Origin of the sequence: Prosthecobacter sp. (assembly GCF_044232965.1) — a bacterium.
In the GTDB taxonomy this organism is placed as follows: domain Bacteria; phylum Verrucomicrobiota; class Verrucomicrobiia; order Verrucomicrobiales; family Verrucomicrobiaceae; genus Prosthecobacter.
This window is the reverse complement of the sequence record NZ_JBIIKX010000101.1, coordinates 1-17,984: the sequence shown is the minus strand read 5'-3', so window position 1 is coordinate 17,984 and position 17,984 is coordinate 1. Positions and strand designations below refer to the sequence as shown.

Genomic DNA, 17,984 nt, shown 5'->3' with positions numbered 1-17,984 from the left:
CATGCGGGTTGGCTTCATGACAGGCATACAGCACCTCGGACTTCGGGCGCACATTTTGAGGACATATCAGGATCACACACATATCAGTTTCAGTTGGGTTCAGGTTCGTTGTTCTTGGTTTGGCCCGCTTATCCGCAGACTGCGTATATAGTGGGCAAAGGCTTAAAGGTTGGCGTCGGGGTAGCGTTCATCGAACTGCTGGCAGAGCCGCTGCGCGTGCTTGCGGTAGTGGCGGAACTCCGAGTGCAGCTTGCCGAAGAGCCCGAGGGCGACGGGCCGCGCACTGCCGGTCCATCCGAGGTAGTCCCAGAGGAAGCGCAGGCCGTCAGATGCCGTTGCGGTGCGCTTGGCTTGGATCTTGTTCTTGCCGAACCCGCCGAGACAGCGGACCTCGCAGGCGCGGCGACAGAGCCCAAGCACGCTGGCAAGGTGATGCATGATCTTCTCGATGTTCAGCGTGCCGGCAAAGACGCGGAACTCCACCACGCCGATGAACCGGCCATCGCGGTCACGCTTGAACGCTTTTCTAAAGTTCACCATTCCGCGTCCGCATTGCTCGGCGCACTCGGCTTTGACCCGCTCCTGCTCGCAGGTGACGATCTTGCGCATGTGCTCGGCGGTCTGCTCATAGAGCGGATGGCTGTAGTGGTTGAGGTGGCGGTCCGTTCCCGTCTGGCCGTAGAGGCTACGGGCGTGCCAGCGAGCGATGTGGGCAAGCTTGCGGATGAACTCGCTCACCGCTTTCGTGTCGGATGTGCCGATGATCGACTCAATGCCCACGGTGATGTGGCAGCCGCAGGAGCGGTCCACCGTGGCACCAAGAGCATTGAGCCATTCAACGAATCCGATCAGGTGCTCCACGCCCTGCTCACCATGGAGGATGGGTGACACAAATTCGCAGGGTATCTGCCCAGCGTCGCAGCGGATGGAGCCATCGCGCTCTGCCTTCCATGTGTCAGCATGAAAGGCGGGGGCGTTGCTGCGGGCACCGGTCGTGGTGCGACCAGTGGTGACGGGATACCCGGCGTGGTAACTGCCCACCGCCACTTGGCTGGTGGCAGGCAGGCGCGTTTCCAGTTCAATGCCCCACTGGATCAGGGCGGCTTTAGGATCGGCGGTTTTCATGAGGATGGAATGGGTGCGGGTGATTGAAGTCCATGCGGACTTCCCCTTGGCCTCGTCACCGTGGCCGCGTGTGTCGCACCGTTTTGATCACCATTTTGCGAGCCTCTTATGAGAGGTCCCACGGCTCGCGGAACCCGATGAACTTCGGGAACCTGGGCGCTTCCTTCGCGCCGCTGGGCTGGTGCATGAACTTCACCATCCTACCAATGAGCGCATCGCGCTGCTGCCACAGGGTGACGCGGTCCACACCACCGACGACGTGGTTGTAGCCCACGCGGAACTCGATGCCCGTTTCCAACTGCTTGACGACAAAGCCGCCGAGTTCACCGCGCCCGACCATGCCGGACTGCGCCATGCTGCGCTTGGTGCGACCAAACGCGTCCTTCTCAGCGGCGTTCTGATTGCTCATGCCCTCGTAGGTGTCGAGCACCACCGCCTCCGCGTCCTCGAAGCGTTTGATCTTGAGCAGGTAGCCCTCGCGCTCCGTGGAGCGGCCACACTTGTAAGGGGAACCCGGCGTGCGAATCATCACGCCTTCGTAGCCCTCAGCCACGCAGCGCTCCTCATAGGCCATGAGGTCATCAAGCGAATGCATCTCCTCCGGCAGCACTTTATCGACGCGCTCGTAATCCGGCAGGCGCGCGAGTTCCTGCATCCGGCAGGCATAGGGCACGTCCAGCCCGTCACTCACATAGTCGAAGACGGCGAAGGTGAAGTCCGGCTCGCCGCTCTCGCGGCCCACATGCCCGGCGGTTTCATTGAAGGTGGTGCCTTTAACGATCAACTCGCCATCCAACCCGTCAGGCAGGTTGGCTTCGATCCACTCGCGAATGAAGCGGTTGGACACCGGCTTGAAGCTGCGCGTCAGGGCGCGGCCATTGATCTTGAGGCAGCGGATGCCGTCGAGTTTGGGAGTGGCCAGCAGCGGGAAGCTGAGGGCATGAAGACGCTCGCATTTGTCGGCGAGCATGGGTTTGGTGATGGGGGACGAGGCGGTAGTAGTGGTGTTCATGGCTTGGAGTGCCCATGTGGGCATCCTGAGGGCCTCGTCACCGTGACCATGTGTGTCGCACCGTTTTGATCACCATTTATCGGACTCAAAAATACCGGCTCACCTGCATCCACATAACCAGCATCCGTTGTTACCGCGTAAGAGGCGTTTTACAGGCTCAGAGGCACCGCAAGGTATGAGTATATTCCAACCCCCGACATGCACTTGTTGCGACCATCAGCGCGTGTTGTTGCGACCATCACGTCAGCCTTCAATCAAGTGATCAAACAATCCCGGCTGCAACGGCTCCAATGCCGCCTGTTCTGCCTTGAAGAAGTCCGCCTTAGTCTTGCCGCGCTTCTTGCCCTCGCGCGTGTGGCAGTCATACGCATATTCAGGGATGGCAATGTAATCACCGCTGTTGCGCAACTCCAGCGCCAGCGTGTCAGGATCAAGACCCGCCGTCTGATCATAAACGTAGTTTTGCAGATGATCGGGATCGCGGCTTTTCTTGGACAAACACAGCAAGATAACCGCCTTGCTAATGAAGATGCGGCCCTTGGCCTGCTTGGGCGGGATGCCGTCATTGATCACAAGATAGGAATCATGCAGCGCCTTCACCTCCTGCGTGAGGATGCCCCAGCAGTCCTCCGCGCTGATGGTGAGCAGACGCTTCCACACATACTTCCCAAACCCGCTCTGCCACAGTTCCAAGGCCCAGTAACCCGCCAACGCAGCATCACCACGGCGGATGGCCTTCTGCATAGCGGAGGACACCTCGCTGAAGTTGTAATGACGAATCGTGCGCAATTGCATGGGGTTGGCGGGAAAGAGATCTGGGAGGTCCATGAATGGAGGCCTCGTCACCGTGACTTCGGGAATCCATCCGTTTGCATCACCAAATGATGCCGTGGGGTTTGAGTAGGTCGCAGGGTTTGGGAGGTGCCTTGAGGTGCCTGCGCAATCTTGACGGCACTCCGCTTTCTGCGTAGTCCTGCTGCATGCCCATGAAACTGCCCAAAGGGGTGACTCCAAGAAAATTCGCCCGTGCTCTCCAAGAGTGGCGTGAACGCAAGGCGTTCAGCCAGCGGGATGCGGCAGAGTTCCTCGGCATCAGCAAACGCACCCTGGAAAACTGGGAGCAGGAGCGGGCCACGCCGCGTGGCTATGCGGTGGTGGCGCTACTACAACTCATCGACTCGCCCGCCCAAATCCAACCCTCCACCCATCGTAAGACGCGATTAACGTTGCATCTCGTTGCGCAACGAAGTCGCGGGTGACTAAGGCTCGCGAGCCTCCACCCCGAATCGTGCATGCAACGCGGCACGCACCGCATCCACATCAAAGAGATGCATTCGGGGACTGGTGGCGAGGTAAGGAATAATTCGCTGCGCCACCCAGTTGTCGATGGTTCGTGAACTGACTCCCAAGAGGGCAGCCAAGGGCTTCTTTTTCAGCAGGGGTGATGGAGCATTGAGTGTTGGGTTCATACAGGGATTCGCATGTCAAAGCGTGGATGTGCAGGTTTTAGGCATGATGCCGAACCACTGGGCAGCAGCCTCCTTGGTCACCAGTTCTCGGTAATGCTTGAAGATAATTGTCGGAGAGTTTCCCGCCTCCAGCGCGACTTGGGCAGCGCTCTGCACCACGGCGATCCGATAACTGATGTAGGAGTGACGTAGGGCATTGTGCGGCCACTCCAGCCCCAAGCTTTTGGCAAGTTTAGTGATTTTCACGAACACGACCTTCTCCGGCACTACCAACCCCTGTCGCTCCAAGGGAGACAACCACGCCGCGAGATTGTCGCTGATGGGCACGATGCGCCGCGATGCTGTCTTGGCCTGCCCGGCTCGCAATTCAATGATCCTGCGCCCCAAGTCCACCGCACTCCAATCTAGGCGGGCAATTTCCGCTGCGCGCAGCCCCGCAAAAGCACCAATAGCAAGCACCGGAATGAGTGCAGCCGGAGCCGCTCTCATCAACAACTCTAACTCCTCAGGCTTAAAGATGCCAACATCAGTGTCCCCCTGCTTGCGATGCTTGAGTTCCTCGGCTGCCGTCGGCTCACGCTTCGGCAAGTAGCCGCTTTGCCGAGCGTAACCAAACAGCAGTTTAACCCGTTTGAGCCGGTTGTTGCGCGTCACGGCTGAGTAATCTCCCGCACGCAGCCAGGCATCAATTTGCTGCGTGGTCACCCTGGCGATTTCACCCGGCAAAGCCTGACCAAATTGTTTGAGGATACTCTGCAGTGATTTCAGGTAATGCGTGCTCATGCGGTCCTGCTTTTTAGCAGCAAGAAATTCCTCGATCACCCTTGATATCAACACCCCTGTTGTGAATCCTTTGGACCTGCGGACGTGCTCATCGACCGAAGTAATCAAGGATGTTTCACCCAGCTTGCGACGGCACTGCACATACTCCTCCACTGCGGTAACCAGAGGCAGCCCAAAGGGTTCAAGCATGGCGCACACAACTCGGAACGCCTCGCGGTCTTGCGGGCGGAGATCATTGTCCGAACTCATGCCCCGCTGGATGTTGAGAGCCAGAAGCCGCGCTTCCTCCCTGGCTGCATTCAGGCTTCCAAAAGTCCGCCGCACCCTTCTGCCATCCCGATAGAACGCCACCGTGAACCGTTGGGAGCCACGAACATCGCCCCTATAGATGGGCACGGCTGCCGAGCCCTGTTTGACCACAGCGAAAGGTTTGCCTCTGCACTTAGAGGGGAGAGCCGGATTTGTCGTGCTTTTGTCATGCATAACACCTCCCGCAGTGTCAATTGCGGAAGGTGTTTGTGCTCCGGAAGCCTGTAAAATGGGCGTTCCAGCCCCATTTCGAGCTTTAATTGCTGTCGTTTGTTCGTAGTCCTGTGCGGACCACTTTGCTGTCGCCCCGCTCGCACGAAACCTGCTGCTGCCACCGTTAATCCCACCGCCATGCGCCAAACCTCACATGATAAACGCCTGCACTTCGGGTGCGGCTTTGTCTTTGGAGGTGTTCTTTCTTTTCTGTTCTTGATCAATGCCATTGTTCGAGAGGGGCCTGGCGCTTGGTGGATCGTTCTTGTTGTGGCCACTGGGTTTGCATTTCTCGCCATGCGTCATGGTGAAGCTTTTTGGGCCAAAGCATCTTCAATCTTTGAAACCATGGACAAATGGCGAGGCCGCTGACAGTCCGATAACATTCCTACCACCATCATGATCGCACGCACCATCCTCGACGCCCGCATTGCTGAAGTTCGCGAGGCCCTGCGTCGCGCGCGACTCCTCCGCCATCTGGCCGTTGTCTTCGCGCTCGGCATTCTCGTGCGCGGAGCCTTCCTGCTGGCCACGCTGAATGGTCACACCATCCCGAAGCGCTTGGATCGCTGGTCCATGCTCGGACTCATCGCGCTCGCGCTCGTTGCCTGGCTCAAAGGCCGCCGCAACATCTGGAGCGACCGCGAAATCGCCCGTGTCATCGAGCAAAAGCATCCCTCGCTCGACTCGCTGCTCCTCACGGCCATCGAGCATGAGCCGGACGCCGACGAACCCGCAGGTTTCCTCCACGAGCGCCTCATTGATCACGCTCTCGCTCGTGCCGCCACGCAGAACTGGCCCATCACCGTCGCCAACAAGCCTTACACCCGCGCTCTCGCAGCAGCTTGGGTGGCGGTTGTCGCGTTTCTCGCCACTGACATCGCCCTGCGCCTCAACACGCCTGATCCAAAGTCAAAAATCGCGAATCAGAAATCCGAAGCCGCGCCCAAAGCCACGGAGTTCACAGCCATCCTCACGCCCGGCGACGCCGAGGTCGAGCGCAACTCCCGCCTCATCATCGAAGCCCGCTTCGACGGTCCCGTGCCCGCCGACGCCATGCTGGTCGTCAGCGAGGCCGATGGCAAAATCCGCGACCGCCTTCCGATGCGCCTCACCGTCGATGAGCAGGTCTTCGGCGGTCTCATCGCCAAAGTGGAGCGCGACACGAAATACCACGTCGAGTTCGCCAATCAGAAATCACAGCAGCATACCATCACCGTCTTCGACTTTCCCGCGCTCGTTCGCAGCGACGTGATCGTCACGCCCCCCGAATACACGAAGCTTCCGGCCAAAGAGACGAAGAACACGCAGAAAGTCACCGCGCTCGAAGGCTCGAAGATCACTTGGAAGATCAAAGTCAACAAACCGCTCACCAAGGCCGATCCCTTCTCCCCGCATCTCACCGCCGCCGAGCTGTTTGGCGAGGACAAGACCATCATTGAACTCAAGCCCAGCGCCACCGATCCCACACTGCTCGAAGCCACGATGCCAGCCGAGAAAACGCAGAAATATCGCCTCCATCTCGTGGACGAGGCCGAGCGCGCGAACAAAAACCCGCCGTGGTTCACCGTCACTGTCCAATCCAATCAGCTCGCGAAGATTGAAGTCGTCTTCCCGAAACGCGACCTGCAAGTCTCCAGCCTCCAGGAGTTGCCTGTTGAGGCCAAAATCTCGGATGACCTCGGCGTCACGAAATCCGGCGCGGTTTTCAGCATCAATGGCAACAGCAAAGAAATCCTCTTCAAGCATCCTGTCACCGCGCCGCAGAAGAAGCAGGACGTGCGCGCCGATCTCACACTCGAAAAAGAAAACGCCCAGCCGCGCCAGCTCGTCAGCTACTACCTCTGGGCCGAGGACACCGGACCCAAAGGCGAGGTGCGTCGCAGCATGAGCGACATGTTCTTCGCCGACGTGCGCCACTTTGAAGACATCTTCCGCGAGATGGAGGCTCCACCGAGCGAACCGGGCCAACCGAAGGCCAAAAGCGACAAGCTAGTCGATCTCGTGAAGCAAATCGTCAACGCCACCTGGAAGATCATCCGCGACACCAATGCCGGTCGCGTCATCGAAGCTGCCACGCCTGACATCGACGTCGTGCATGAGTCCGTCAGCATTGCGCTTGAGCAGGTCAAAGAAGGCATGGAAGAAGCCGAGGACGCTGAGATCAAACAGGCGCTCACCGAAGCCTGGAAAGCCCTCAAAGACGCCCAGCCGCCGCTTCAACAGGCCTCCGCCGAGAAAAAACGCTCGCCGCTCAATCAAGCGCTTACGTTTGAGCAGACCGCGCTCGAATGGCTGCACCGTGCGCAAAGCCGCGAACATCAGGTCATGCGCCAAAACAGCCCGCCACAGCCCGGTGAAGCTCAGCAGGCCAACAAGAACCAGATCATGGATCTTGAGCTGAAGCAGCAGGATCAGCGTTACGAAGAAGAAAAAGCGGCCACCGAGGAGCAAACCGCCGAGCAGCAAGAAAACCTGCAAGTTTTAAACCGATTGAAGGAACTCGCCCGTCGCCAGGAAGCGCTGGCCGAGAAAATGAAGGAACTGCAAAACCAGCTCGCCAAGGCCAAGACCGAGGAAGAAAAACAAGAACTCGAAAACCAGCTCAAACGCCTCCAGGCCGAGCAGGAACAGCTCCTCAGCGATCTCGACGACCTCAAAGAGCGCATGGACAAACCCGAGAACGCTCAAAACATGGCCGAGGCCAAGGAGCAGCTTGAAAAAACCCGCGAGCAGGTCAACGAAGCCGCCGAAAAACTCAAGGAAGAGCAACTCACCGACGCCGCCAACTCCGCCACGCGCGCGCAGCGCGAATTGGAGAAGATGCAGGAGGACTTCCGCCAGAAGACGAGCAAGAAATTCGCCGATGAGATGAAGCAACTCCGCCAGCAGGCCCAACAAGCCGCCGAAGCGCAGAAGAAAATCAGCGAAGCCCTCGAAAACCAGAAGCCCGCCGACAGCGACATCGCCCAGAGCCTGCAAAATCAGTCGCAGGCCCGGCAGGTCACCGAGCAGCAGGAGAACGTCGAAAAACTGCTCAACAACATGCGCCAGCTCAGCGAGCAGTCCGAGCAGAGCGAGCCGCTCCTCCACAAGAACCTCTACGACGCCGTCCGCAAAGCCCAGACCAGCGGTTTGGAGCAGAACCTTCAGGAAACCCGCGATCAACTCCGCTACGGCAGCGCCGCCGAAGCCAAGGACGCCGAGCGCAAAGCCGCCAACGCCGTCGAGGAACTGCAAAAGGGCGTCGAGAAGGCTGCCGAGAGCGTGCTAGGCAGTGAGAGCGAGGCCTTGCGCGTCGCGAAGAACGAACTCGATAAGCTGATCAAGGAAGCGCAGGAGCAGGAGGACGGGCAGAAAGGTCAAGAAGCTAAAGCTGCTGACAACAAGGCGGGTGAACAGCCCCTCACCCCAGCCCTCTCCCCGAAGGAGACCGCTGACGCTTCCAAATCCCAGACGGGGAGAGGGAGTGAGCCTGCGCCCGACTCCAAAGCCGAATCTCCCTCTCCCCGCCCAGGGGAAGGAAAACAGTCTGATCCACAACGGGGAGAGGGTCGGGGTGAGGGGAAACCGCAAGACCCCAAAATGGCAGAAGCTGGCCAAAAGCCCGGTGAAGGCCAAAATGGTCAAAAACCCGGCGAAGGCCAAGAAGGTCAGCAGCCTGGTGAAAAAGGCCAGGGGGAAGCCAAGGACGGCCAAAAGCCGGGCGAAAAAGGTCAGGGTCAAGGCGAAGGCCAGGACCCGAAGATGGCCGAAGGCGGTCAGCAGCCCGGTGAAGGCCAGCAAGGTCAAAAACCCGGCGAACAAGGCAAGGGCGAAGGCCAACAGGCCGATGCCAATTCCCCCAACGGTCAAAAGTCCGGTGAAGGCAAACAACCGGGGGAAGGGCAAGGCAAAGGTCAGCAAGCAGGCCAAGGTCGCGGTGAGGGACAGCCGCAGACCGCCGATGCCAACAATCCCAATCAACGTGGCGGCATCCGCCAGCGTTCCGATAACAACCGCAACGATAACAACCAGATCGCGGGCGGCCCCACCAGCGACCGCGATTCTGACAATGACCGTTCTCGTCCTCAAATCCAAGGCGGTGCGCTCTCCGAATCCCTCTTCTTCGACGATTCCAAAGAGCAGCCCGACACCAACGTCTTCACCGGCGATGGCTACGACCGCTGGAGCGACCGCCTGCGCAATGTGGAGGAGCTTCTCAACAACCCCGAACTCCGCAACGAAGCCGCCAAGGTGCTCGACCGTGCGCGTGAACTGCGAATCAACCTCAAGCGGAGTAACGAAGCCCCGCAGGTCGCGGTTTTGAACACGCGCATCACGCAGCCGCTCATCGAACTGCGTGATCGCGTCGTGGAAGAGCTCTCGAAGAAGGACGCTGGCAAAAATCTCGCGCCGGTGGACCGCGATCCTGTCCCCGCCGAGTTCCGCGATCTCGTGAAGCGCTACTACAAAGAGCTGGGCGCGGGAAAGTAAGGAAGTCCGAGATTCTTTGTCGGAATGGGGACTCGACGAGTTTGGGTATGCTGATCATACTCCGCGCTGATGCCCCCCACGGTTTTGATATTGCGCTCCGCTGCCGGCCTGCACGAGCTGGCGTGTGCGATGGATTCTTCCATCGCGCTGGGCAGCGCGCCGGAGTGTGAGATTGTTCTGGATGGAGTGGCGGTTCGGTCACGTCATTGTGTGCTGCGCAGGATCGGGGAACGACGGTTCCTCATCAGCCGGGCCGTGCCGGAGGCACGATTCACGGTGAATGGTGTCTCGGCATCGGAACTCGAGGTCGAAACGCCATTTCAATTCGGCATCGGAGATGAGTCGATCACCTTTGATCTCGCCACAGAGGGAACACTGCTGCCGGAATTACCTGCTTGGGACGAGCCTGTCGCCCTGCCGGAGCCTGCGGCCGAGCCTGCACCGGTTGCTGAACCAGCACCGGCTGCTGAACCGGAGCCTGCAGACGCACCGATCCCTCCAGTTGAGCCAGTGACTGCTGAGGAAGCGGTGGAAATCCTGGCTCCCACGGAGTGGCAGCAGGTGGCCGCACGCGCGAGTCGGCGTGACTACCTGCTGCAACCCACCACGGTGAGACCCCGGACGGGAGAGCGCCTGGGCGAGGTGTTGATCGATCTTCCTCCCTTGTTCACCGTGGCCGCCGAGCCACCCGTCACGCCTGTGGCATCCAAGGTCGGCCACGAAACCCAGCCGAATGTTGCGAAGGCGGAGACCGAGGGTGCTTCACCGCTCATGTTTGCCAGTCTCATGATTTGCGGTGTGATGATCGCGGCCATTTTCTACTGGCAGCATCATCTCGATTCCGGGGCGCAGGAGACAGAGATGGTCCTCGACTCGCCGGAGCCTGGCATGCGTGATGTTGCGTCAGACAAGGTGCTGCAAGCCGTCATGGGCCTGCGCCTCGCCAGCCTTCCCATGATCTCGGCCCACCTGGCGATGCCGCTGGCGGAGGAGGGGAATGCGCGGGCCATGCATGAACTGGCGCTCGCCCTGCTTGCATCTGGAGAGTTCAGCGAGGAGGCGGTGTTTCTTCTGCGACAGGCCGCCGACAGCGGAGACCGCGCCGCCTTGGCTGATCTCGCCGAGGCGGTTGAGAACCCACTGAACATGGCGCGTTACGGACCTGAATCGTTCCAGCAGCTCGACTTCGCCGCACGACTCGGTGAATCCGCCGCCTGGATGCCGCTGGGGGAACGGTTTGAGCAGGGGCATGGCGTGAGCAAGAACCTGGAGCGCGCTCTCGCCGCGTATGAAAAAGCCCGCGAGGCCGGAGACCGCCGCGCCGCCGCCAAAATGGCCGTGAAGCACGATGCGCTGGAGCGTGTGGCGGCGTTTGTCCGCTCGTGGAACGATGCTTCTGTGACGACACTGCTTGATCACGTTTCGGAGAACACAGAACGGTATTTCGAACATGAAAAGCCGCCGGTTGAGACGCTGTTGGGCGTCGAGGAGCAACTGCGCGCGCTGTGGCCGCTTCGTCACATCAGCGTGGAGGGTGAAGGCAAGGCCAGTCTGCGCAGTTTCGAGCGCATCGAGGTCACGCAGCCGTTTCAATTCGAGCTGCAACGCGGGATGCGCATCGCGCGCGGGCGCGGGCTGCTTACCTGCGAGGTGGCGCATGAGGAGAAGGGCTGGCGTGTGGTCAGCGCACAGGATGAGATTGCCCTCAAAGAGATGCTGCCTGCGGGCGATCTGTTTTTGACCGGACCGTCGCTGCGCACACTGAAGCCGGCGCTCAGCCGTGTGGAGCAGGTGGAGGAACTGAGGCTTGAGATGTTCGAAATGATGCACGGCATCGAAGAGACGCAGGACTTCAAGCCTGCGCTCTCGCTTGTTTTGGGCGCGGCGGAGGCCTTTCCGCAGGAGGCGTTCTGGCGGCCCTTTGCCGACAAGCTGTGCGACCGCATGGCGCGTGAGTTTTTCAGACAAGGACGTTGGCAGGATGCCACATGGGCCGCCCAGGTGTGGCAACTGGCGGAAACCGGCTCCGTCTCCGCGATGCTGCTGGAAGGGCATCTGCTTATGGCCGGTTATGGTGTCCCCAGGGATGAGGCGCGTGGTGCGGCGTTGTATCAAAAAGCCTTCGAGGTCGGGCGTCGGCGAGACGCGCGGTTTTATTATGCCGAGGCTTTGTTTGAGGGCCGTGGTGTCGCGCAAGACCTTGAGAAAGCCGACACGCTGGTTCTCTCATTCATGACGCGGTCCAAGCATCCGCTGGAGGTTTTTCTGGCCGCGCAACTGCTCTGGCGGAAAGCGGAGAGCGATGCCTCGCGCTGGCAGGATGTTTATGACCTGCTCTCACGCGTGGCAGAAAAGCATCCTCCTGCCAGGCATCTGGCCGCCATGGTGCTGCTGGACCACGGCAAGACCATTCGTGAAACCAAAGACGGCTTCATCGCGGTCAAGGCTGCCGCCGAGTCCGGTGTGCTGGAGGCGATGAAGCGCCTATCCAAGTGCTACCAGGACGGCGTCGGCTGCGAAAAGGATTTTCAGGCTGCCATGCTTTGGAAGCAAAAGGCCGCTGTCACCGAGCCGCCAAGGCGCAGGCACTACACGGAGTTTGAAGGCTGATTAAGGAGCTTCGACGATCTCCAAACGCGGGAACAACGGTACGGGCGCGCCGAGTTGGTGGCCGTTTGGGAGCAATCCCCACTTCAAATCGCTCAATTTGAAATTTTCCGGCAGTTCCCAGCCGATTTGCGCACGCGCTGTGACCATCGCGGTCGGCATGATCGGATTGAGCAGCACGGTGACATGCGTGAGCGCCTCGGCGAGGTGGTAGAGCACGCTGTCGAGCCGTGTGGCCTGTGCCGGGTCTTTGGCGAGTGAGAAGGGCTTCGTGCTGTCCACGAACGCGTTCGCGTGCGTGACGATCTTCCACGCGGCGGCGATGCCTTCGTGGATGTCCCAGCCGTTCATCTTTTCGAGATAAAGCGGCAGGGCTTCCTCCACGGTCTGGCGCAGGGCTTGGTTGATTTCGTCATCGTAATCGCCAGGCGTGAGCACGCCGTTGCGATATTTCTGCGCCATGTTGATCGAGCGATTGAGCAGATTGCCCAGACCACCGGCCAGCTCTTTGTTGTAGGACATGATGATGCGTTCATCGCTGAAATCGGCGTCATAGCCGGTGGCGATGTCGCGCATGAGGTAATAACGCAGGCCGTCGGGCGTGAAGGTGTCTGAGAGCACGTTTGGATCGATCACGTTGCCGAGGCTCTTGCTCATCTTGGCCCCTTTCACGTTCCACCAGCCATGAACGATGAGTTTGGGGATCTGATCATCCGGGAAACCGAGCGCGTGCAGCATGATCGGCCAATAAACCGCATGCGCGGGCACGAGGATGTCCTTGCCGATCACATGCGCGTCGGCGGGCCAGATTTTTTCAAACTCTGGCAGGCCGGTGTTTCCGACTTCATCGGCCAGATAACCGGCGAAGCTGACATAGTTCACCAGCGCGTCGAACCAGACGTAGTTCACGAATTTTTCATCGAAGGGCAGCGGAATGCCCCAGCTCAAGCGTTCGATGGGACGGCTGATGCACAAGTCCTGTGCGGCTCCTTCGAGTGAGTTGAGCACGTCATTCGCGCGATGCGGAGGGAAGATGAAATCGGGGTTCCCGCGGATGTGGTTCTTGAGCCATTCCACATGATCGCTGAGGCGGAAATACCAGTTCTCCTCCTGCAACTCGACGACTTCGCCCCATTCCTCGCCGTACTGGCCGTCGGAGCCGCGTTCTTTGTCGGTGAGGAACTGTTCCTGCCGCACGGAGTAGAAGCCGGCGTAGCTCTTTTTATAGAGCTGGCCGCAGTCGTGCAGCTTTTGCAGCATGGCCTGCACCACGCGCTTGTGTTTGATGTCCGTGGTGGCGGCCCAGCCGTCGTAACGCACGTTCAGCTTGTCCCACAGCGCGGTGAAGTGCTGCGTGATGCCATCGACGAAGTCCTGGGGCGATTGCCCGGCCTTCTCCGCGCTCTTCTGCACCTTCTGGCCGTGTTGATCGACTCCGGTAAGGAAATACACCTCGCGCCCGTTCAAGCGCTGAAATCGCGCCATGACATCCGCCAGCACCTTTTCATAAGCATGGCCGATGTGCGGCGCTGCGTTGGTGTAGTCGATGGCGGTGGTGATGTAGTAGGGTTTCACGGCGGTAATTGGGGCGCGAATGATGTCGCGGAATGCCACGGGGGCAAGGTGAAGGCTGGAGACAAAAAATGGGGGCCGTGCGGCCCCCATTCGTGGTTTGAGATGAATTCGAGGAAGGCGCGGGCTATTTCGGCAGCATCGTCAGATACTGGTCGTTCATCTGTTTCACCTTGGTGCGCATCGGATCGAGCTGCGGCTGGAGCTTGGCGAGTTCGGCGGTGGCCTCGGCGATGATCTTGTCCTTCTCGGGGATTTCCTTGGTGGCGGCGGCGATGGTGGCCTCGGCGTCGGTCTTCTTCTTCTTCGCGCCTTCAAAGTCGGTGTTGGCTTTCGCGACTTCGGCTTTTTTGGCATCGAGGACTTTCTGCTCGGCATCGAGTTTGGCGTGGGCGGCGGCGTAGGCTTGTTCGAGCGGAGGGAGCGCCGTTTTGGCGGCGGCGATGGCGGCGTTGATCGGGGCGATCTTGGCGGCGTAATCTTTCTCGATGGCGGCAGGCGCGGCCTGTTTCTCGGCGAGGGCTTTGGACTGGGCTTCGATTTCTTTGGCGATGCCGTCACGCGCACCACGAAGAGGGGCGGCGATCTTCTCGGCCGCGGCGAGTTCGTTCTTGGCGGCGGCTTGCTGCTGCTCGGCCTGCTTGGCGGCGGCGGTGGTTTTAGTCACAGCGGCGGAGGCGGCACCATTGGCGTTCTTGGCGGCGTCAAAGGCCTGCGCGACAGTCGCTTTGGCGGCTTTTTTGGCGTCCAAGTCCTTTTGGGCGTTGCCCTGCGCGGTGGTGATGTCAGCGACGGCTTTGTCAGCAGCGACCACCTTCGCGGTGAGGGCTGCATCTCCGGCTTTGGCGGCGAGTTCCTTCTTGGCGGCGGCTGCGGCATCCTGGGCGGGTTTCAGCTTGGCGCGGGTTTCATTGAGGGCTTTCTCTGCGGCTTGAATGGCGGCCGTTGCGGATGTGACGGTCGCTTCAGCAGTCTTGAACGCGGTTGTTTTGGCTGCGGCGTCCGCAGTGGCATCGGCGACGGCTTTTTTGGCTGCGGCGAGGGCGGCGTCTTTCTGGGTGAGAGCCGTTTGCTTCGCGGTCACGGCTTTCTGCGGGGCGTCGAGCTTGCCCGAGGCTTCGGCCAGACTCTTTTTCTTGGCCTCAATGACTTTGGCGATGTCCTCGGCGGATTTTTTGGCTGCGGCGATGGCTTCGGCCTTGGCTTTGGCGGCGGCGGCGAGTTCGGCCTCCTTGGTGGTGATGATGGTCTTCTGCTCGGCCACCTTGGCGGCTGCGGCGGCATCGGCGTCGCGGGTGGGCTTGGTAGTGGCTTCGAGAGCGGCGGCCTCGCCCTGCGCTTTCTTCAAAGCGGCCTCAAGAGCTGGCTGGGCGGCGATGGATTCGGCGATGGCCTTCTTCGATTCCTCGATACGAGCTGCGGCGGAGACTTTGGCTGCTTCAGCGTCTTTTTTAGCCTCGCTGAAATCGGTGAAGTCAGTTTCGAGCTTGGCGAGCTTTTCCTTCTCCACGAGCACGCCAGTGTTGAATTGGGCGGCCTTCAGCGCGGTGGGCACTTTTTGCAGGATGCCAATTTCATCGCTGGCGGACTTGGCGGCGGTTTGCGCGGCGGCGAGTGCCGTTTTGCCTGCTACGGCTCCAGCCTCGGCGTTTTTGATGCGATCCGGGCCGGCTTTGACGAGGGCGGGCAGTTTGGGCAGCTCGGCTTTCTTCGCGGCGACGCCTTCGGTGGTGGCTTTGATCTTGGCGTTGGTTTCGGCGATCAGTTTGTCGAGATCGGCAACTGGAGCAGGTGCGGCGCCGAGTTCAGCCTTGGCTTTCGCGATGGCGGCGGTGAGTTGATCGGCCTTGGCCTTGTTTGGCGCGATTTTTTGCTGCTCGGCCTTCACGGCGGCGAGTTTGGCCTCGAGTTCCTTCAGCTTGGGCTGTTGGGCAGGATCTTTCTTCGCGGCTTCGAGCGCGGCCGTTGCATCAGCGACGGCTTTGTCGGCTGCGGGCAGTTTGGCGGCCTCGGCGGCGGCAGGAGCGAGTTCTTTTTCCTGTGCGGCGATCTTGGCGGCTTTTTCGCCGTAAGCTTTGATCGCGGCATTTCGGGCGGCCTTGTCTTGATCGGCCTTGGTGCGGGCAGCTTTGAGGGCGACGAGGGCTTTTTCGTCGTTGGCGATCTCACCGGGCAGGTTCTTGCTACGGGCTTCGGTGGCGGCGACTTCGGCGCGGACTTTGGCAAGCGCCTCATCACGGGCTTTGGCGTCTGCGTCGGCCTTTTTGATGGCTTCCTGGAGGGCGGGCAGATTGCCGTTCAACTCGGCCATGCGCTGTTCGGCCTGCACGATGCGCTGGGCGATCAGGGAAGGATTGCTGGAGTAGCGTGCGATCTCGGTGAGCTTGGCGGCAAGATCCCACTGGATGATCTCACCACGCCAGTTAGCGGAGATGGCGGATTTGTTGTCATAACCGGCGACGACCTTGGTGACGATGTCGCTCTGGCCGGGGGCCTCACCAATTTTGTTGCCGTTGATGTCCCAGGTGCGGACGAGGCCGTCGTTGCCGCAGGAGACCAGCTTTCCATCGGGATTGAAGGAGACGGACTGCACGCCGCCACCGTGGGCGGCCCAGTTCTTGACCTGTTTGCCCTCATTCATCTCCCAGGTGCTGATGGTGCCGTCGGAGGAGCAGGAGGCGAGGATGTTGGCATCGGCGCGCCAGGCGACATCGTTGCAGGCGGCCTTGTGCTGGCCGAGGATGTAGAACTCACCGCCGTTTTCAGCTTCCCAGACCATGACGTTGCCGTTGCGGTCGCTGGTGGCCAGCAGGACGCCGTCGGGGCTGAACTTGGTGCTCAGAATCCACTCGGTGTGCTTGCTGATGACGTATTCTTCCTCGCCGGTGCCGGTGCTATAAACTTTGACCTTCTTCGAGGGGCTGCCGATGACGATGTGCTTGTGATCGGGGCTGATGTCGGCGGACATGATCTGGTCGAACTCCTTGCCGACCTCGGTGATGCGTTTGCCGGTTTTCACGTCCCAGACGATGGCGTGGCCGTTTTTGCCCGCACGACCGCCGCCCATGACGAGGAGGGAGCCGTTGCGGCTGAATTGCAGGCTGCGGGCGTAGCCCTCGGTGTAAGGGAAGATACCGACGAGCTGGCGGGTGTCCGTGTCGTAGAGCAGGATCTGTTTGGGCGCGGCGAGCGCGAAAAGCGAGGTCCACGGGCTGTAGGCCATCGCGGTGATGGCGGTGGTGCGCGGCGTGACGACGACGGGCTCAAGCAAAACGTGTTCCGGCTTGGCGATGGGGCCTTCCGGTTTGCCACCCGTGACGGCGACGGCCATATCGATCTTCGGTTTGGAGGATTTTTTGGCGATGGAGGACTTGGAGTCGAGAATACCGCCTTTGATCCAGGCGGCGAGCAAATCGAGATCCTTGGTGCTCAAAGGAGCGCCCTCAGGTGGCATGAAGGGTTCTTCCTTCTTCGCGCAGGTGGTCCAGAGACGGCTGCTGTCGGCATTGCCAGCGTCCACGACGGCACCGCCGCCGCCGCCGGTCATGAGGGCGCCGAAGCTGGTGAGATCGAGATCGCCCTTCTTCTTGTCAGGGCTGTGGCAGGAGAAGCATTTGTTCTCCAGCAGGGGCCGGATGTGGTCCTGATAGGTGATTTTTTCGCCAGCATCCTGGGCATGAAGGGATACTGAGGCAAAGGCCGCGCAAGTCAGCGAGAGGGTGGTTTTGGACATCATAGGGGGATGATGCCCAGAATTACGCACGCGGGAGGCGCGGACTTTCGGCAGAGACAGGGAGGTCAAGAAATGGTCAAGGGAGTCAAGTGGTGGTCAAGACGGGCCTTCAGGACGTTCTTGATTCTTTGACGGCGAAGCCGCTTGATCGCGAGCGACGCTACTTGCCCAACTTGTAGATGGCCCCGTTCCAGTCGAGCACGAGCATCTCTTCGGCGGCGTTGGCGCAGAAAGCGGTGGGTTTGACCAGGACGGTGGGTTTTTTCTTGGGATTGTCGGCTGCTGTTTGCGGGCTGGTGTAGAGGAGGTCGTTGGAGAGCGTTTTGCCGGCGTCGTCGGTTTTGAGCGCCCAGATTTTGCCGAGCACGAAGTCGCCATAGACATAAGCACCCTGGAGTTCAGGCTGCGCTTTACCGGTGTAAACGATGCCGCCGGTGATGCTGAGGCCTTCGGCGTGGTTGTAGGAATGGATGGGCTCGATGAATTTGGCGTCGGCGGGTGGGGTGTCGGTGTTGAGCGGGAAGGCGGCGGGGCCTTCACGGAACTGCCAGCCGTAGTTACCGCCGTTGGTGATCCAGTTGATCTCCTCCCAGATGTCCTGGCCGACATCGGCGCACCAGAGATGGCCTTTGGCGTCAAAACTGAGGCCCCAGGGATTGCGGATGCCGTTTGCGTAGATCTGCGG

Annotated in this window: 12 protein-coding genes; 4 read left to right on the top strand and 8 right to left on the bottom strand. The window is 60.3% G+C overall.

Annotation, left to right across the window (positions count from 1 at the left end):
• Positions 1–162: 162 nt before the first annotated feature.
• From ACILSI_RS24800 to ACILSI_RS24790, 3 genes are all read right to left on the bottom strand, one after another.
• Positions 163–1,125, bottom strand: coding sequence for an amidoligase family protein (locus tag ACILSI_RS24800; RefSeq protein ID WP_395724614.1), 963 nt, complete (start codon positions 1,123–1,125; stop codon positions 163–165).
• 106 nt (positions 1,126–1,231) lie between these two features.
• The gene (locus tag ACILSI_RS24795; RefSeq protein ID WP_395724613.1) at positions 1,232–2,137 is read right to left on the bottom strand and encodes an ATP-dependent DNA ligase; all 906 of its coding nucleotides are present in this window, start codon (positions 2,135–2,137) and stop codon (positions 1,232–1,234) included.
• Positions 2,138–2,380: 243 nt separating this feature from the next.
• A complete protein-coding gene (locus ACILSI_RS24790; protein WP_395724612.1) occupies positions 2,381–2,965 on the bottom strand; it encodes a hypothetical protein in 585 nt (194 codons plus the stop codon).
• Between the two features lie 158 nt (positions 2,966–3,123).
• Between ACILSI_RS24790 and ACILSI_RS24785 the strand changes: the two genes are divergently transcribed.
• Positions 3,124–3,396: a helix-turn-helix domain-containing protein gene (locus tag ACILSI_RS24785; protein ID WP_395724611.1), complete on the top strand. Its 273-nt coding sequence runs from the start codon at positions 3,124–3,126 to the stop codon at positions 3,394–3,396.
• Here ACILSI_RS24785 and ACILSI_RS24780 read toward each other — a convergent pair whose 3' ends face one another.
• Together ACILSI_RS24780 and ACILSI_RS24775 are read right to left on the bottom strand one after the other, a co-directional pair.
• Positions 3,397–3,606: a hypothetical protein gene (locus ACILSI_RS24780; protein ID WP_395719080.1), complete on the bottom strand. Its 210-nt coding sequence runs from the start codon at positions 3,604–3,606 to the stop codon at positions 3,397–3,399. It abuts the gene before it with no gap.
• A 15-nt stretch (positions 3,607–3,621) separates the two neighbouring features.
• Positions 3,622–4,578: a tyrosine-type recombinase/integrase gene (locus ACILSI_RS24775; protein ID WP_395724610.1), complete on the bottom strand. Its 957-nt coding sequence runs from the start codon at positions 4,576–4,578 to the stop codon at positions 3,622–3,624.
• A gap of 471 nt (positions 4,579–5,049) precedes the next feature.
• Here ACILSI_RS24775 and ACILSI_RS24770 point away from each other — a divergent pair, with 471 nt between their 5' ends.
• From ACILSI_RS24770 to ACILSI_RS24760, 3 genes are all read left to right on the top strand, one after another.
• Positions 5,050–5,283 (top strand): hypothetical protein, encoded by a 234-nt coding sequence (locus tag ACILSI_RS24770; RefSeq protein ID WP_395724609.1) that lies wholly within the window; start codon positions 5,050–5,052, stop codon positions 5,281–5,283.
• A gap of 27 nt (positions 5,284–5,310) precedes the next feature.
• Positions 5,311–9,387 carry a hypothetical protein gene (locus ACILSI_RS24765; RefSeq protein ID WP_395724608.1) on the top strand — a complete coding sequence of 1,359 codons (4,077 nt, stop codon included), beginning with the start codon at positions 5,311–5,313 and terminating at the stop codon, positions 9,385–9,387.
• 69 nt (positions 9,388–9,456) lie between these two features.
• A complete protein-coding gene (locus ACILSI_RS24760) occupies positions 9,457–11,997 on the top strand; it encodes a hypothetical protein (protein WP_395724607.1) in 2,541 nt (846 codons plus the stop codon).
• Here ACILSI_RS24760 and metG read toward each other — a convergent pair whose 3' ends face one another.
• From metG to ACILSI_RS24745, 3 genes are all read right to left on the bottom strand, one after another.
• On the bottom strand, positions 11,998–13,569 hold the full coding sequence (metG, locus tag ACILSI_RS24755) for a methionine--tRNA ligase (protein ID WP_395724606.1): 1,572 nt from the start codon (positions 13,567–13,569) through the stop codon (positions 11,998–12,000). It lies immediately after the preceding gene.
• A gap of 124 nt (positions 13,570–13,693) precedes the next feature.
• Positions 13,694–17,302 carry a c-type cytochrome domain-containing protein gene (locus ACILSI_RS24750; RefSeq protein ID WP_395724605.1) on the bottom strand — a complete coding sequence of 1,203 codons (3,609 nt, stop codon included), beginning with the start codon at positions 17,300–17,302 and terminating at the stop codon, positions 13,694–13,696.
• A 157-nt stretch (positions 17,303–17,459) separates the two neighbouring features.
• Positions 17,460–17,984 (bottom strand): PQQ-dependent sugar dehydrogenase (locus ACILSI_RS24745; RefSeq protein WP_395724604.1); only part of this gene is annotated, 525 nt, incomplete at its 5' end.

Bases quoted from the DNA above. Each gene is read 5' to 3' on its own strand.
- ACILSI_RS24800 (WP_395724614.1), bottom strand. From the start codon at position 1,125: ATGAAAACCGCCGATCCTAAAGCCGCCCTGATCCAGTGGGGCATTGAA.
- ACILSI_RS24795 (WP_395724613.1), bottom strand. From the start codon at position 2,137: ATGAACACCACTACTACCGCCTCGTCCCCCATCACCAAACCCATGCTC.
- ACILSI_RS24790 (WP_395724612.1), bottom strand. From the start codon at position 2,965: ATGGACCTCCCAGATCTCTTTCCCGCCAACCCCATGCAATTGCGCACG.
- ACILSI_RS24785 (WP_395724611.1), top strand. From the start codon at position 3,124: ATGAAACTGCCCAAAGGGGTGACTCCAAGAAAATTCGCCCGTGCTCTC.
- ACILSI_RS24780 (WP_395719080.1), bottom strand. From the start codon at position 3,606: ATGAACCCAACACTCAATGCTCCATCACCCCTGCTGAAAAAGAAGCCC.
- ACILSI_RS24775 (WP_395724610.1), bottom strand. From the start codon at position 4,578: ATGCTTGAACCCTTTGGGCTGCCTCTGGTTACCGCAGTGGAGGAGTAT.
- ACILSI_RS24770 (WP_395724609.1), top strand. From the start codon at position 5,050: ATGCGCCAAACCTCACATGATAAACGCCTGCACTTCGGGTGCGGCTTT.
- ACILSI_RS24765 (WP_395724608.1), top strand. From the start codon at position 5,311: ATGATCGCACGCACCATCCTCGACGCCCGCATTGCTGAAGTTCGCGAG.
- ACILSI_RS24760 (WP_395724607.1), top strand. From the start codon at position 9,457: ATGCCCCCCACGGTTTTGATATTGCGCTCCGCTGCCGGCCTGCACGAG.
- ACILSI_RS24750 (WP_395724605.1), bottom strand. From the start codon at position 17,302: ATGATGTCCAAAACCACCCTCTCGCTGACTTGCGCGGCCTTTGCCTCA.